General features: G+C 64.4%; 14 protein-coding genes. 12 read left to right on the top strand and 2 right to left on the bottom strand.

Annotated elements, in window-relative coordinates:
- Positions 1-5: 5 nt before the first annotated feature.
- The gene (locus ACOFKW_RS02120; protein ID WP_419815705.1) at positions 6-506 is read right to left on the bottom strand and encodes a peptide-methionine (S)-S-oxide reductase; all 501 of its coding nucleotides are present in this window, start codon (positions 504-506) and stop codon (positions 6-8) included.
- A gap of 177 nt (positions 507-683) precedes the next feature.
- Positions 684-1,865, bottom strand: coding sequence for an LLM class flavin-dependent oxidoreductase (locus ACOFKW_RS02115; protein ID WP_419815704.1), 1,182 nt, complete (start codon positions 1,863-1,865; stop codon positions 684-686).
- Between the two features lie 452 nt (positions 1,866-2,317).
- Between ACOFKW_RS02115 and leuC the strand changes: the two genes are divergently transcribed.
- The 12 genes from leuC to ACOFKW_RS02055 all read left to right on the top strand — a co-directional run bounded on the left by leuC (position 2,318) and on the right by ACOFKW_RS02055 (position 14,461).
- The gene (gene leuC, locus ACOFKW_RS02110; RefSeq protein WP_419815703.1) at positions 2,318-3,736 is read left to right on the top strand and encodes a 3-isopropylmalate dehydratase large subunit; all 1,419 of its coding nucleotides are present in this window, start codon (positions 2,318-2,320) and stop codon (positions 3,734-3,736) included.
- Positions 3,733-4,365 carry a 3-isopropylmalate dehydratase small subunit gene (gene leuD, locus ACOFKW_RS02105; RefSeq protein ID WP_419815702.1) on the top strand — a complete coding sequence of 211 codons (633 nt, stop codon included), beginning with the start codon at positions 3,733-3,735 and terminating at the stop codon, positions 4,363-4,365. Before leuC ends, leuD begins: the two co-directional genes overlap by 4 nt.
- On the top strand, positions 4,355-4,636 hold the full coding sequence (locus ACOFKW_RS02100) for a hypothetical protein (protein WP_419815701.1): 282 nt from the start codon (positions 4,355-4,357) through the stop codon (positions 4,634-4,636). The genes leuD and ACOFKW_RS02100 overlap by 11 nt, the downstream gene beginning before the upstream one ends.
- 5 nt (positions 4,637-4,641) lie before the next feature.
- A complete protein-coding gene (locus tag ACOFKW_RS02095) occupies positions 4,642-5,454 on the top strand; it encodes an alpha/beta fold hydrolase (RefSeq protein WP_419815700.1) in 813 nt (270 codons plus the stop codon).
- A 2-nt stretch (positions 5,455-5,456) separates the two neighbouring features.
- A complete protein-coding gene (locus ACOFKW_RS02090) occupies positions 5,457-6,323 on the top strand; it encodes an isocitrate lyase/PEP mutase family protein (protein ID WP_419816849.1) in 867 nt (288 codons plus the stop codon).
- A 29-nt stretch (positions 6,324-6,352) separates the two neighbouring features.
- Positions 6,353-7,162, top strand: coding sequence for an SDR family NAD(P)-dependent oxidoreductase (locus tag ACOFKW_RS02085; protein ID WP_419815699.1), 810 nt, complete (start codon positions 6,353-6,355; stop codon positions 7,160-7,162).
- A gap of 124 nt (positions 7,163-7,286) precedes the next feature.
- Positions 7,287-8,540: an MFS transporter gene (locus ACOFKW_RS02080; protein ID WP_419815698.1), complete on the top strand. Its 1,254-nt coding sequence runs from the start codon at positions 7,287-7,289 to the stop codon at positions 8,538-8,540.
- An 82-nt stretch (positions 8,541-8,622) separates the two neighbouring features.
- Entirely contained in the window at positions 8,623-9,810 is a 1,188-nt protein-coding gene (locus tag ACOFKW_RS02075) for a class I SAM-dependent methyltransferase (protein WP_419815697.1), read from the top strand.
- On the top strand, positions 9,807-10,151 hold the full coding sequence (locus ACOFKW_RS02070; protein ID WP_419815696.1) for a hypothetical protein: 345 nt from the start codon (positions 9,807-9,809) through the stop codon (positions 10,149-10,151). Before ACOFKW_RS02075 ends, ACOFKW_RS02070 begins: the two co-directional genes overlap by 4 nt.
- A gap of 21 nt (positions 10,152-10,172) precedes the next feature.
- Complete coding sequence (locus tag ACOFKW_RS02065; protein WP_419815695.1) at positions 10,173-10,979, top strand: alpha/beta fold hydrolase; 807 nt, start codon at positions 10,173-10,175, stop codon at positions 10,977-10,979.
- Positions 10,980-11,183: 204 nt separating this feature from the next.
- Positions 11,184-13,679: a TonB-dependent receptor gene (locus ACOFKW_RS02060; RefSeq protein ID WP_419815694.1), complete on the top strand. Its 2,496-nt coding sequence runs from the start codon at positions 11,184-11,186 to the stop codon at positions 13,677-13,679.
- A gap of 26 nt (positions 13,680-13,705) precedes the next feature.
- Positions 13,706-14,461: an acetoacetate decarboxylase family protein gene (locus tag ACOFKW_RS02055; RefSeq protein WP_419815693.1), complete on the top strand. Its 756-nt coding sequence runs from the start codon at positions 13,706-13,708 to the stop codon at positions 14,459-14,461.
- The last annotated feature ends 13 nt before the right edge of the window (positions 14,462-14,474 follow it).

The following is a 14,474-nucleotide window of genomic DNA, read 5'->3' as shown; positions in this document are numbered from 1 at the left end:
CGATGCTATGTCTTAGCGCCTGCTTCGGGCAGGGCCACCTCCCGGAAATGCTGTCGGATATAGTCCAGCTTAGGGTCGATGTAGCGGCGACAGAACGGCCGGCTTGGGTCGGTCGCATAATAGTTCTGGAAGCGCGTGTCGGACGCCTTGAACCCCCTGAACGGCAGAACGAGGGTATGCACCGCCTTGCCGGTTTCTTCCGCATAGCGCGCGATCGCCAGGTCGGCCTCGTGCTGCTGACTGTCGTCGAAGATGTAGATCGCGCTGCGATACTTGCCGCGGGGTGAGCGGCCCCGGGTGGCGGAGTGCGTCCTCAGATGCACCTCGGATAGCATGCCCAACCCGATCACCGCGGGATCGAAGGTGACAATCACTCCCTCCGCCCAATTATCTGCCGGCGCGTTGGACTGGACAAAGCCCTGGTCGACCTGCGTGACGCCGCGCAACGCCTGGAACACCCCCTCCGTGCACCAATGGCACCCACCGCCAAAGCCGGCCTTCGCCATCTCCGTCTCCGCCCGCAGGTGCAGTTCCTGGCGTCGGTTACATCGTTGCGACCGGCTGTCCGATCAAGGCTGGTCAACGATAGCGACCGTGCGCAGCTGGCGTGCACCTGGGTATGGATAGCGGTCGAACGTGCCCGGGTCCGCCGTTCGATGAGCTTACCGAATTTGTCGCAGGCGTCAGGCTTGGGTCGATACCGACTTGGCCTTTTCGAGCTTCTCGAACTGCGCTGCCATCGCTGCGCGCTGCTCGATTACGGACGCTTCGTGCTTCGACAGGATCCGGTCATGCGATAATTGCCGACCGCGGTTCATATCCTTGATGACGGGCATCGTGTAGCGCGCGAACAGTTCGTAAGATTTCAATTTGGCGTCGAACGGCGCCCAGTTCAGGTCGCAGATCAGGTAGCAGCCGAAGCCGCCCGACGCGTCCCAAAGCATCTGGATCTGCTTGGTCGCATCTTCGGGCGTGCCGATCACAGCGAAGCCGGTCTCGATCATATAGCCGATCGGGTCGCTCTTGCCTTCGGGCGGCACCATCGGCAGCGTCCCGATCTCGTCGAAATATCGGACCCAATCGAGCAAGCCATACTCGACATCCTTCAGCGCCTGCTCGCGCGTTTCAGCGACATGGCATAGGCCGACCATGCGCCAGCCGCGCCGGTCCATCGTGTGACCATTCTTTTCGGCGAAATCGCAGGCGACCTGCCAGTTCGCCGACGCCGCCTTGAGCGCTGCCGGCGCCGTGGCACTCATCGTCATCATGTTCGTACCGTTCTTGCCCGCCGCCATCGGACCCGACGGCGAGACGACGCAGGCCGTGGTCATCTCGACCGGCACATTGTCATAAGGGCGCAACTGCAGGCTGGCGTCGTGCAGCTCGAACCAATCGCAGGAGTAGCTCACCGTCTCGCCGCGCATCAGCTTGGCGATGCAGGCAAGCGACTCTTCCATGCGGTCGCGCTGCTTCGATACCGGGATGCCCATCGCCTTTGCGTCCGAGGGCAGCGAGCCGGGGCCGCTGCCGAACATGGCGCGGCCGCGCGTCATATGATGAAGCTGCATCCAGCGATCCGCGAGGATCAGCGGGTGGTGATACGGTAGCGAGTTGACCCCGGTGCCCAGTTTGATCGAGCGGGTGCGCCCGGCCATGACGGCGATGATCAACTCTGGCGACGCGATCAGTTCGCCGCCTCCGGAGTGATGTTCGCCGATCCACGCTTCCTGGAAGCCCAGTCGGTCGAGATGCTCGATCACCTGCATGTCGCGCTCGATGCACAACGTCGGGTTCTCCCGGCCCATGTGGATCGGCGGGATGAAGTTGCCGAAGCGCATGTCTTCCAGCTTGACGGTGTTACTCATAATCTAGCGTTCCTCACGGATGCCGGTATCGATTTCCGGATCTCGTAGCGGGCCCGTGACTGGGGAACCGCTCAACGAACTGCGATCCATATGGAATGGAACCAGGCCGTTACTTTGTTCGCGAGCTTTGCCCATGTCCATAGGGCGGCGCAGCGCGAGACATTAAATGACGATTGGGCGACGAATAAGCGATGGTGCCCTGCGGTGACCATTGCCGCCGGCGGAAGCCGCTAAGGCATCGGACTCGCGAGCCATTCGAGTGCGGCCGAATTGAACTTCAGCAATCCGATGCAACACGAGCCACTCTGCTGCAGAAAAGCGACCAACGTAAACAATCACATATCTGTACACATTTGGGCTCGGCCAGCCTTGACACCTGCCGGCCATGACAGCCTTATGACGGTGTTCCAGCGCGGATTGGGTTAATTCGTATACATAAGGGACTGGATGCATTGTCCACGGCACGGACTCTTTACGATAAACTTTGGGATGCGCACGCTGCACCGGTTGGCGGCAATGGTGAGTCGCTGCTGTATATCGATCTTCACCTGCTGCACGAGATCTCCAGCCCGCAGGCGTTTTCGGGTCTTGATGCAGCTGACCGCGGCGTACGCCGGCCCGAGCGGACGCTGGCGGTATTCGATCACAATATTCCGACCGAAGGGCAGTCAGACGGGCTTGTCGCGGTCAAGGATCCCGAGGCTCGGCTACAACTGGAGACCCTGCAAGACAACGTCGACCGGTTCGGTATCGAGGCGTTCCAGATGGGCGACATCCGCAATGGCATTGTCCATGTCGTCGGTCCCGAGCAGGGGCGCACCCAGCCCGGCATGACGATCGTCTGCGGGGACAGCCACACATCGACGCACGGAGCTTTCGGCGCGCTGGCGCACGGCATCGGCACCTCCGAGGTCGAGCACGTCCTCGCCACCCAGACGCTGCGCACCAGCAAGTCGCGGAACATGCTGGTGCGCTTCGAAGGCGACTTGCCCGCCGGTGTCGGTGCCAAGGATCTGGCGCTGGCGATGATCCGCCAGATCGGCACCGGCGGCGCGACCGGCTGCGTCATCGAATATGCCGGGACCGCCGTCGAGCGCCTGTCGATGGAGGGCCGCATGACCCTTTGCAACATGACGATCGAGGCTGGCGCACGTGCCGGCCTGATCGCTCCCGATGATACGACCATCGCCTATCTGGAGGGACGCCCCGCATCGCCGAAGGGTGCCGACTGGACCCGCGCCGTCAGCTACTGGCGCGGGCTGCACACCGACCCGGCCGCGCGTTTCGATGTCGAGGTGGTCGTCCAGGTGGCCGGCCTGGCGCCGCAAGTCAGCTGGGGCACGAGCCCCGAGCAGGTCGTCGCGATCGATGAGAACATTCCCGACCCGGCTTCGATCGCCGACCCGGCGCTGCGCCACGACCTGGAACAGGCGCTCGCCTATATGGGTCTCGAAGCGAGCCAGCCGATTGCCGGGACCCCGGTGCAGCGCGTCTTTATCGGTAGCTGCACCAACAGTCGCATCGAGGATTTGCGCGCCGCTGCGTCGATCCTGCACGGGCGCCGGGTGGCTGCGGGGGTGCGTGTGCTCGTCGTCCCCGGATCGGGGCTGGTCCGCCGGCAAGCCGAAGACGAGGGCCTCGACGCGATCTTCATTGCGTCCGGCTGCGAGTGGCGCGAGCCCGGTTGCTCGATGTGCCTGGGCATGAACCCTGACCGGCTGGCTCCCGGCGAGCGCTGCGCCTCGACGTCGAACCGCAATTTCGAGGGACGGCAGGGCAGGGGCGGTCGCACGCATCTGCTCAGCCCGGTGATGGCCGCCGCGGCTGCCGTGACCGGCCGGCTGTGCGACGTGCGCGAGCTGCAGTCGTGACGCCGTTCGTTCGCCACACCGGCGTCGCTTGCGCCCTGCCGGCCGCCAATATCGACACCGACCAGATCGTGCCGAAGCAGTTTCTCAAGACGATCACCCGCGTCGGCTTGGCGGCCGGGTTGTTCTACGATCAGCGGCACGATCAGGATGGCCGCAAGATCGGTGGCTTCGTCCTCGATACGCCGCCCTTCGATACCGCCACGATCTTGGTGGCGGGAGACAATTTCGGGTGCGGCTCGAGCCGCGAGCATGCGCCCTGGGCGTTGCTCGACTTCGGCTTTCGCTGTGTGATCTCGACGAGCTTCGCCGACATCTTCTTCAATAATTCGGTCAACAACGGCTTGCTGCCCGTGGTCGTCGATGCCGCTGCGCATGCCGAGTTGCTCGCTGTCGCCGGCCGGGGCGGGACCATCACGGTCGACCTCGAGCGCCAGACGGTCGGAGCCGATGCGTCCGAGTTCGCCTTCGACATAGCACCGGCGTCGCGTCGCCGGTTGCTCGCCGGGCTCGACCCGATCGGGGAGGCCCTGCTGTCCGAAGGCGCCATTAATACAATCGAGCAGCGCCTCGCAGAGGCGATGCCCTGGCTTCCTCCAACATCCCAGCTTGAGGTGCAAAATGCCGAGTGAAGGAAACAGCCTGCACGACGTCAACCCGCCGCGGGCTTATGTCGTCGATCTTGGCCTGGTTTCGGACATGGCGCGTCGCTGCGCGTCACAGACCGCGTTCGGGTTGACCAATCAGTTCGGCATCAGCTGGAACACCTGGAGCAAGCTTCGCAAGGGCCAGCCGATCCGCCGATCGGTGGCGCTCCGCCTGGTGTCGCGTGTGCTGGCGGAGGCGGGCCACGGCACAGATCCGATGTCTTACCTCAAGGTCGGCGACGATGAGGCGAGATGACGACCGTGACTTTGCGGAAACGCTACGTCGACCTTGATGCCGGCCAAATTCACTATGCCGTCCGCGACGGGGCCGGGTTGCCGATCGTGTTCTTCCACCAGACGGCCAGTACCTGGGAAATGTGGAAGAAGGTCATCGCCGGCCTCGACAGCGATCTGCCGGTCTATGCGTTCGACACACCGGGCTTCGGTGGCAGTTTCGATCCCGACGGCATGCCGGCCATGGGCGACTATGCGAACTGGCTGGGCGACGCGTGCGCCGCGATCGGTATCGAGCGCGCGCATCTGGTAGGGCATCATACCGGCGCGGCGATCGCAGCCGAACTCGCCGCCAGCCGGCCCTCCCTTGCCGCTTCGGTGTCATTGATCGGGCCCTTGTCGATGACCGCCGAGGAGCGTGCCGAGGCCGCCGAGCATTACGGCCGGCCCTTCCTGCCGACACCGAGCGGCGGGTATCTGCTCGACAACTGGGATTATCTGCGAGCCGGCGGCGCGACCGCCGACCTCATGGTCGCGCACCGCGAGATGTTCAGCATGTTGCGCGCCTATGCCTCGCGCCCCCAGGCGTATGGCGCGGTCTGGGGCCAGGACTTCGATGCCGCCCTGCTGGCTATCCGCTGCCCGCTGCAACTGCTTTGCGCGCCCGACGACGTGCTGTGGCCGTATTTCGGAGCAGCCCGGGCGCTGCGCCCCGATGCGGTTGCCGTCGAGCTGAGCGGTGGCGCAAGTTTTGGCCCCGACCTTGTCGCGGCGGACATCGCCGCCGCGATATCGGCGCACATCGAACGCGCGGCACTCGCGCCGAAGGACCCAGCTTGACCGTGACCTCCGCTCCCGCCTCGCTCGCCGATCGAATTGCCGCGCCCGAACTGGTCGTCGTGCCCGGCGTTCACGATATGCTCGCGGCCCTGACCGCGAAAAAAGTCGGCTTCGAGATCGTCTATGGCAGCGGCTTCTGGCTGACGGCATCGTGTTTCGGCATGCCCGATGCCGGGATCGTCACCTACACCGAAATGCTCGACCGGATGGCGACGCTGGTCAAGGTCAGCGGCCTGCAGGTCATTGCCGACGCCGATACCGGTTACGGCGGTCTGCTCAATGTCCATCACACCGTCCGCGGTTTCGAAGCGGCGGGTGTCGCGGCGATCCAGATCGAGGACCAGGCGTTTCCCAAGAAGTGCGGTCATACGCCGAACCGGGTCGTGGTCCCCGCCGAGGAGATGATCGACAAGATCGGCGTCGCCATCGAGGCACGGCGCTTTTCCGAAACACTGGTGATCGCCCGCACCGATGCCCGCGATAGCGAGGGCGTGTCCGCCGCAATCGAGCGAGCGCAGCGTTATCGCGAGGCGGGTGCCGACATGCTGTTCGTCGAGGGACTGCGCAGCGAAGACGAGATGCGCACCGCCTGCGCCGAGATCGACGGCCCGTTGATGGCGAACATGTCGAACGGTGGCTACACGCCGATGCTGTCGAAGCACGCTCTCGAGGACGTCGGCTATGCCTGCGCCATCTACCCGGCATTGACCGGCCTCGCGGCGCTGCACGCCATGGAAGTTTCGCTGACCGAGCTGAGGGATCACGGCCGCGCCGCGCCCAAGGCCATCGAGATCGGCAAATTCTCCGACTTCGTCGAGCTCGTCGGCTTTCCCGAGGTCTGGGAATTCGACAAGCGCTGGGCGCGCTGACCTTCCAACTGCCACCCGGAGCTATCTGCATGACGACGCTCGCCAACAAGGTCGCGATGGTCACCGGCGCCGGGTCGGGCATCGGCCGCGCTTCGGCGATGACGATGGCCGCCAGGGGCGCACTGGTGATGGTCACCGACCTCGACCCCGCACGCGCCGCGGCGGTTGCGGCCGAGATCGTCGAAGCGGGTGGCAGCGCGTCGTGCATCGTCTGTGACATCGGCAACGACGACAGCATCCGCGCCGCGGTGGAGGCGACCGAGACGCGCTTCGGCCGCTTGAACGTGCTCCACAACAATGCCGCGCTGCTGTCGGACGAGGCGATCCGCGGCGACCAGGAAATCCTCGATATCCCGATCGCGATCTGGGACCGGACGATGGAGGTGACGGTGCGTGGCACCATGCTGGCGTGTCGCTATGCCGTCCATGCGATGCGCCGCGCCGGTGGTGGCAGCATCATCAACACGTCGTCGATTTACGGCATTCGCGCCGCCAACCGGATGCCCGCCTACAGCGTCTCCAAGGCCGCGGTGAACATGCTGACCGAGGTCGTTGCCGCAGCCTATGGGCGCGACGGCATCCGTTGCAACGCGGTCGCCCCGTCGATGATGCGCACCCCGACGCTCGACAAATATGTCCCCGAGGCGATCGTCGCCTATAACGAAGATGCCGCGCTGGTGCCGCGGCTTGGCGGTCCGCAGGACGTCGCCAATGTCGTGGCGTTCCTCGCGTCGGACGAGTCAGCCTATATGACCGGCCATGTCTTTCCGGTCGACGGCGGGACGCTGTCGCATCTGCCGACCTACGGCGACGAGCGCCGTTACCTCGCCGCCCACTGACCCGGTCACCTTATCGTCACTTATTGACCAGCGCGGCTAAAACACCCTGTCGCTGCCTTGTGCGCTGCAACAATGTACCATGTACTGCCAGCCGATCCCCAACGGAGCGGCGTCCCAGATGTTCATGACGAAGTTTTCCGAGCGGTCATCGGGTACGCCGCGGACGCGGTTGCCATCGCCGGCGTGGCTGATCGTGGTGATGAGCGCGATCGTGCTGTTCTGCAACAACGGCTTTGCCCTGATCGGGATCACGGCGTTCGATTCCGAGCTGATCAACCAGTTCGGCATCAGCGTCGGGGCGCTCAAGATTCGCGATGCCTTCACCTTCGGGACCGTCGCGGTGACCGGGCCGCTGGCCGGCTACCTGCTCGACCGGGTCGGCATACGGCCGCTGATGGTCGTCGGCATGCTGCTGATGGCGGCCGGCATGATCGCCTATTCCTTCGCGAACGGCATCATCGCGATCTACGGCATCCACATCCTGTTCGGGCTGTGCCTCGTCACCTCGGGGCTGTTCGCCAACGTCATTCTGGTGGCGGCGACCACCCGGAAGCACCGCGGGCTGGCGATCGGCTTCATCATCGCGGGATCGAGCCTGGGGCAGGCGGTGGCGCCCGGGATCAACGAATATCTCGGCTCGCTGGTCGGGTGGCGCCAGGCGCTGCTGATGAACGCGGCTCTGCCGATCCTGCTGATCCCCTTCATCCTGTTCATCTTCCCGCGCCTCGACGGCAAGAGCATCGGCGCGCAGCAGGAATCGGGGGCCGGCCCGAGCTACCGCGAGGCACTGTCGCACCGTAATTTCTGGCTGCTCGCAGTCATCGCGATGATCGGCTTCTGCGTCGAGCTCGGCGTGGTGACCAACATGGTGCTATTCGCCAAGCGCGAGTTACGCCTCGATGCCGCGTCGGCGAGCGCGGCGGTGTTCTGCCTGTTCGTCACTGCGCTGATCTCGCAGATCGGCGCCGGCTGGCTGGCCGACCGCGTCGGCTCGCGCGTCGTCCATGCATCGAGCCTGGTGGTGATGACGCTGGGGACGCTGTGCCTGGCAATGGCGACGCCGGGCTGGATGTGGATCGGCGTGTTCCTCTTCGGTCTTGGCTGGGGCGGCAATTATTCGCTGATCCAGCTGCTGACCTCGAACCTGTTTCTCGGGCAGGCGATCGGACGGATCATGGGGACGATCGCCGTGATCGAGTCGATCGGCGCAGCGCTCGGGCCGGTTGCCATCGGCGGGCTGTACGATCACTTCGGCAGTTATTCGGTGCCGTTTTTCATCGCCGCCGGCCTCACGGGTGCGACGACGATCGCCGTGCTGATGCTGCAGATTCCGCCCCGCGTAGCGCATCAGCCGGTGCTCGTTCCGACACCGGCATGACCGAATAGGTGATCACAAGCAAATTGACAGCAATTCCGTCGCCGGGATTATCGGTGTGGTAGCTTGACTTAGGAGATCCGTCGTGACCGACCTCGCAATGCTCGATCCCGGCATTCAATACGAACACGACATGCTCGCCGCTCCGACCTCGGAGGAGGAGAGCCGGCAATTGTTCGTCAAGTCGCTCAAATATCATCTCGCCACCAAGGTCGCGCCGGGCAACCAGCTGGCTTATGAAGTGTCGGCCAAGCCGGCCTTCGTAAAAGCCCGTGGCGCCGAACCGCGCGATCATCACGAGATCCGCTTGGCGATGAACACCGACCCGTATTTCCGGATGTGGAGCGCTCTGCAGCGCACCAGCCAGGAGATGATGTGGCGCTCCGTGCAGGTCTCGGTCGAGCGTCAGATGGACGACATCCAGCTCAAAGGCGCACCGAAGCCCGATGCGATCGGATCGGTGACGATGGATCCTGCCTTGCCGGTGCCGCCCTATCTCAGCGCCGTCGACATCCATTGCATGCCGGGCAATTACCACGGCGAGTACCAGCCCGACGATCTGGCGAACGGCGCGCTGTACGACCGCGCCGTGTGGATCTACGCGATGGGCCGGATGGGGCCGCTCAACGACGACATGGGCCAGTCGGTATCGGCGTATATCAAGCAGCAGCATCCCGGCTTCGAGCCGAAGCGTATCCTCGACATGGGTTGCGGCGTCGGCCACTCGACCTTGCCCTACGCCGACCATTTCCCCGATGCCGAACTCTACGGCATCGACGTCGGGGCACCGATGATCCGCTATGCCCATGCCCGCGCCGAGGCGATGGGCAAGAAGGTCCACTACAGCCAGCAGAACGCCGAGCACACCAACTTCGCCGACGGCAGCTTCGACCTGATCGTCAGCCACATCCTAGTCCATGAGACCAGCAACAAGGCGATCCGCAACATCATGCGGGAGACGTACCGCCTGCTCGCGCCCGGCGGTTTGGTGATCCATCTCGAGACGCCGCCCTATCGCGCGATGTCGGACTTCGAGGCGTTCATGCTCGACTGGGATACGCGCAACAACAACGAGCCGTTCTGGGGCGGCAGCCATGAGGTGCAGGCCGGCGAAATGGCCGAGCTGGGCGGCTTCGGAGCCGATGCGGCGTTCGAGTTCAACCAGCCGAGCGCCTTCGACAAGGCCGACAAGCAGCGCACCAAGGTCTTCCAGGCCGGTGACTTCGGCGGCCTTGGCTCCTGGTATCTCTGGGGGATGAAGAAGCAGGCATGATCGAGCTCCCCCGCAAGGCCAAGGGCCAGCGCGCCGCCTATTTCGGCGACCGCACCATCGACAACATGCTGTCCATGATGATGGCGCTGGCGGGCGAAGTGGTGGTGCTGCGCGAGCGGCTCGACAGCGCCGAGCGACTGCTCAGCGCCGATGGCTCGCTGACCGCCAGAATCGACGCCTATCGGCCCGAAGGCGATGCGATTGCGGCGCGCGAGGCATGGCGCGCCCAGTTCGTCGATCTCGTCCTGCGCCCGATCCAGCAGGAGTATGAAGGGCTGGAGGAGAAGGCCGACCAGTCGGACTATGCCAAGGTCGTCGATCGCGCCGTGGCGATGGACTGATTGCTGCGACCCGGAGCCGATATGGGCCGCCTTCGCTACGGCTATGCCGATACCAACGACGGGCAGGTGCATTACCGCCGCGTCGACGGCCCGGGCGACCGGCCGCTGGTGCTGCTGCACCAGACCGCCAGTTCGGGCGCGATGTTCGAGCTGGTGATGGCAGGCCTGGCGCCCGAGCGGCCCAGCATAGCGTTCGACACGCCGGGGTTCGGCAACAGCTTCGTACCGGCGGGCGCGGTCTCGCTCGACTATCTCGCCGGGTGCCTGGTCGAGGCGCTCGATGCGCTCGGGGTCGATCGGTTCGACCTGTGCGGGCATCACACCGGCGGCTGCATTGCCCTCGAAATTGCTGCACGAGTGCCCGGACGCGTCAATAGCCTCGGCTTGATCGGCCCGGTGGTCGCCTCGCCCGCCGAACGCGATGCATTCCGGGCGACCTTCACCACACCGTTCACATTGGCAGCCGACGGGAGCCATCTGAAGGTCGCCTGGGACTATCTGGCCTCGATCGGCGCAGATTCCAGCCCGCAGCTTCACCAGCGCGAACTGATCGACCATCTGCGCGGCAGCGAGACGATGCCAAAGGCCTTTGCTGCGGTCTGGGACCAGGATACGTCGGCCCGCCTAGCCGCCGTTACCGTGCCGGTCCTGCTGATGATCGCGAACGATGACGCGCTGTACCCGATCTTCCACAACGCTACCGCGGCACGGCCAGACGCGACCGTCAGCATCGTCGACGGAATGGACTTTCAGCCGGACCGCGATCCCGCCGGAGTCGTTGCCGGGCTGTCGCAGTTCCTGGCTATGGCGGCGCCGACCGCGGGCTGAGCCACTGCCGACCCCCGCGGAATCACTTTGTATCCACTTTCCGCAGAAACGCCGTTTTTACCGCCGGTAAACAATTGACACGCGCTGGATTGCGTACAGAATTACGGGGCAAGCCGAGATCGAGAGCGCCAACGAGAGCGCTCCATGCCGTGGCTGGGGGCAAGCAATCAAATCGAAAATACCGCTCGCGGTCGTAGGGGAATCATGTCCAGATTATTCGATCATCTTGCCAAGGCATCGGCGCTGAGCCTCGCAGTGGCGTTGGCCTCGACCGCTGGTCACGCACAGACTGCTGCTGCTGCGACGCCGGCAAACACAGGTCCGGCGACGCAGCCGGAGGGTGATGGGGACATCGTCATCACCGGCCTGAAGCGCAACACCAAGCTGATCGACTCGCCAGTGTCGATCTCGGTGTTCGACTCCGTGGCGATCGAGCAGGCGGGTATCCAGAAGCCGGTCGACTTCCTGGCGCTGACGCCCAACGTCAACATCACCACGTCGATCAACGCCGGCGACTTCCTGGTCAATGTCCGCGGCCAGGCATCTATTCGTAACGCCGAGCCGTCGGTCGCGATCATCATCGACGGGGTCAAGATCGGCAGCCCGGCAGAGTTCAACTCGGCGCTGTTCGACCTCGAGCAGATCGAGGTGCTGAAAGGTCCGCAGGGCGCCTATTACGGCCGCAACGCCTCTGCCGGCGCGATCATCATCACCACCAAGAAGCCGACAGAGGAACTGACCGGCAACGGCACGTTCTCGTACGGCAACAACAACCAGTACAACGCCAACGGCAGCCTCAGCGGCGCGCTGTTGCCGGGCCTGACCGCGCGTCTGTCGGGCGCCTTCACCGGCACCGACGGCAGTTACACCAACGTCAACACCGGCGAGAAATCGCAGCGCTTCAAGGAAGAGGTCGGCCGTCTGCGGCTGTCCTACGACCGCGGCGGACCGTTCACCGCCGATGGCCGCGTGCTGTTCTCGCATGCCACCGGCGGCGCTGTGTACTACACCGCCAAGATCCAGGCGGTGCCGGGCCTGTCGCCGAACGGCACCCTGGTCCACGGCATCCCGATCACCGACATCAGCGCCAACACCAACCTCGACATTCCGTTCATCACCGACGTGCCGGGGCGCTACCAGCGGCGGGTGTTCAGCACCGGCGTCAAGCTGGACTATGACTTCGGCGGCGCGACGCTCACCTCGATCACCGGCTATTCCGACGTGAAGCAATATTCGAGCGGGAAGAACTATCCTTACTCCAACCCGTCCGACCCGACGACCAACTACTTCGGCTGGACCGGCATCTTCGGCGATCGCACGCAGAACCTGATCATCAGCACCAAGCAGTTCATGCAGGAAGTCCGCCTGACCTCGGAGTCGGGCAACTTCCTCGAATGGCAGCTGGGTGGCGAGTTCGTCTGGAACCAGCGCGACTACACCATCGCCAACACCCTCAACGGCGCATTGCCGGCGGGGATCACGGCGGCGGGTCTGGTCGGCTATGTCGGCTATAACAGCGCGGGCCAGCGCACCCTGGTCGGCGGTGGCAATGCCATTCCCTTCCCGGTGCAGATCTTTGGTCTCAACACCGCCTATCCGACGACCAACTATTATGCCGACCGCTTCGTCGGCAAGAATTACGCGCCCTTCGCCAACATCAAGCTGAACTTCACGCCGAAGCTCTCGCTCGCCGTCGCCGGGCGCTACGATATCGAGCAGCGTCGAACCGGTGCTATCGGGCCCGACGTTCCCAATCCTTTCTTTGGCGGGGCCAGCTACAACCCCTGCGTCCGCATCACCGGCCAGAGCGCCGCTCAGTGCCGCGACGGCATCAATCGCACGTTCAAGCAGTTCCAGCCCAAGGTCGTGCTGACCTACAAGCTCGGCGACACGGCATCGGCCTATGCGAGCTGGGGCAAGGGCTTCAAGTCGGGCGGTTTCAACTCGATCGGCACGCGTGAGACGGCGGTGCTGAGCCGTGCGTCGCTGTACCAGTCGCAGGACCCGACCCTCAGCCCGGCGGCGGCGCGCGCCCGGGCCGAGAGTGCGATCATCACGCAGGACTCGTTCAACAAGGAGGTCGCGACGACCTATGAGATCGGCGCGCGCAGCGAGCTTTTCGACCGCCGCGTCTCCCTCAACGGCGCGGTCTTCTACACCGACGTCAAGAACGCCCAGCAATATGTCTTCGACCCGATCGCCTTCGTCGAATCCATCGAGTCGATCGACAAGACCCGGGTCAAGGGCTTCGAACTCGACGGCAGCGTCAAGGCGACCGACTGGCTGACCGTGTTCGGCTCCTATGGCTATATCGACGCGACAATCCGCAAGCTGAACGCCAATCCGGGCTTTGTCGGCAACACGCCGCCCTATGTGCCCAAGGACACCGTGACCGTCGGTGCCTCGCTCAACGTGCCGTTGCCGAAGGACCGCAAGCTGCTCGGCCGTGTCGACTACAGCCGTCTCGGCCGCACCGAGTACAATACCGCCAACGATCCCGACTTCGCCCGCACGCCGTATGAGGTCGTCAACGCCCGCCTCGGCGTCAGCAGCGGCAGTTGGGACATCTCGCTGTACGGCAAGAACCTGCTCAACGAGCGCTACGTCAACGAGGTCGCGCCGATCAGCGCCGGGGCAGCGAACGCCTTTTCGCTCGCGGAGCTCCGGACCTACGGCCTCGAGGTCAAGTTCCGCTTCTGACCACGCGCCATTCCGGGAGCTTGAAGATGGCTGATCCGTCGCAGCGTCACGGCCAGGTCATGCCGACCTGGTCACCGCCCTACGCACCCGGGCCGTACTTCATGGAGAAATACCAGGCGGTCATCGTCGAGCTGGAAATCCCGCGCGAGGAGATCCTCTACATGACGCCCGAGCCGCTGCGGGCCGCCGATCACAACCGCGTCTATGCGATCATCATGGACGGCTCGCAGCCGCCGCACAGCTTGCATTACCACGAGGCGCTGATCTGCCACGAAGTCGAGTTCGAAGGCCGCAAGGGGATGCATATCCCTTATATCTGGACGTCGACCGACACCGCGACCTTCGTCGGTCGCGAGCTGTACGGCATGCCCAAGCTGTTGTGCGAGGACGGGTGGCTGGAGATCCACGCCAACGAAGTCTTCGGCAAGCTGGAGAAATACGGCCGCACGATGATGGAGGTAGCGTGCGTCATCGACCAGAAGGGCGACGTCGGCGAGATGCCGCCGCTCAACAGCTGGATCATGCTGCGCCACATCGCTTCTCCCGACCCCAAGGTGCCGGCGCGTCGCCAGGTCGTCCATGCCCAGACCACGGGTTTCGAGCTCGACTTCCTGTGGAAGGGCCGCGGCTGGGCGCGCATGGGCTATCCCGGCACGTCGGGCATCCACCGCATCCCGACCGACAAGGTGACCGGCGCCTGGTACGGCAATTTCAAATTCGTGCTGACCCCTGCCGAGATCCTCCAGGACATCGACTATGTCTTCGAAGACTGGGCCCAATGATGGAAATATTCGA

The sequence above is a fragment of the Glacieibacterium sp. genome (assembly GCF_965200405.1).
Classification (GTDB): Bacteria; Pseudomonadota; Alphaproteobacteria; order Sphingomonadales; family Sphingomonadaceae; genus Glacieibacterium.
The sequence above is the reverse complement of the archived record's forward strand: the minus strand, read 5'-3'. Positions and strand labels throughout refer to the sequence as shown.

What these genes read in the sequence shown, in the direction of transcription:
- ACOFKW_RS02065 (WP_419815695.1), top strand. Translation starts at nt 10,173, where the DNA reads ATGGGCCGCCTTCGCTACGGCTATGCCGATACCAACGACGGGCAGGTG.
- ACOFKW_RS02085 (WP_419815699.1), top strand. Translation starts at nt 6,353, where the DNA reads ATGACGACGCTCGCCAACAAGGTCGCGATGGTCACCGGCGCCGGGTCG.
- ACOFKW_RS02120 (WP_419815705.1), bottom strand. Translation starts at nt 506, where the DNA reads ATGGCGAAGGCCGGCTTTGGCGGTGGGTGCCATTGGTGCACGGAGGGG.
- ACOFKW_RS02080 (WP_419815698.1), top strand. Translation starts at nt 7,287, where the DNA reads ATGACGAAGTTTTCCGAGCGGTCATCGGGTACGCCGCGGACGCGGTTG.
- ACOFKW_RS02055 (WP_419815693.1), top strand. Translation starts at nt 13,706, where the DNA reads ATGGCTGATCCGTCGCAGCGTCACGGCCAGGTCATGCCGACCTGGTCA.
- ACOFKW_RS02070 (WP_419815696.1), top strand. Translation starts at nt 9,807, where the DNA reads ATGATCGAGCTCCCCCGCAAGGCCAAGGGCCAGCGCGCCGCCTATTTC.
- ACOFKW_RS02115 (WP_419815704.1), bottom strand. Translation starts at nt 1,865, where the DNA reads ATGAGTAACACCGTCAAGCTGGAAGACATGCGCTTCGGCAACTTCATC.
- ACOFKW_RS02060 (WP_419815694.1), top strand. Translation starts at nt 11,184, where the DNA reads ATGTCCAGATTATTCGATCATCTTGCCAAGGCATCGGCGCTGAGCCTC.
- ACOFKW_RS02100 (WP_419815701.1), top strand. Translation starts at nt 4,355, where the DNA reads ATGCCGAGTGAAGGAAACAGCCTGCACGACGTCAACCCGCCGCGGGCT.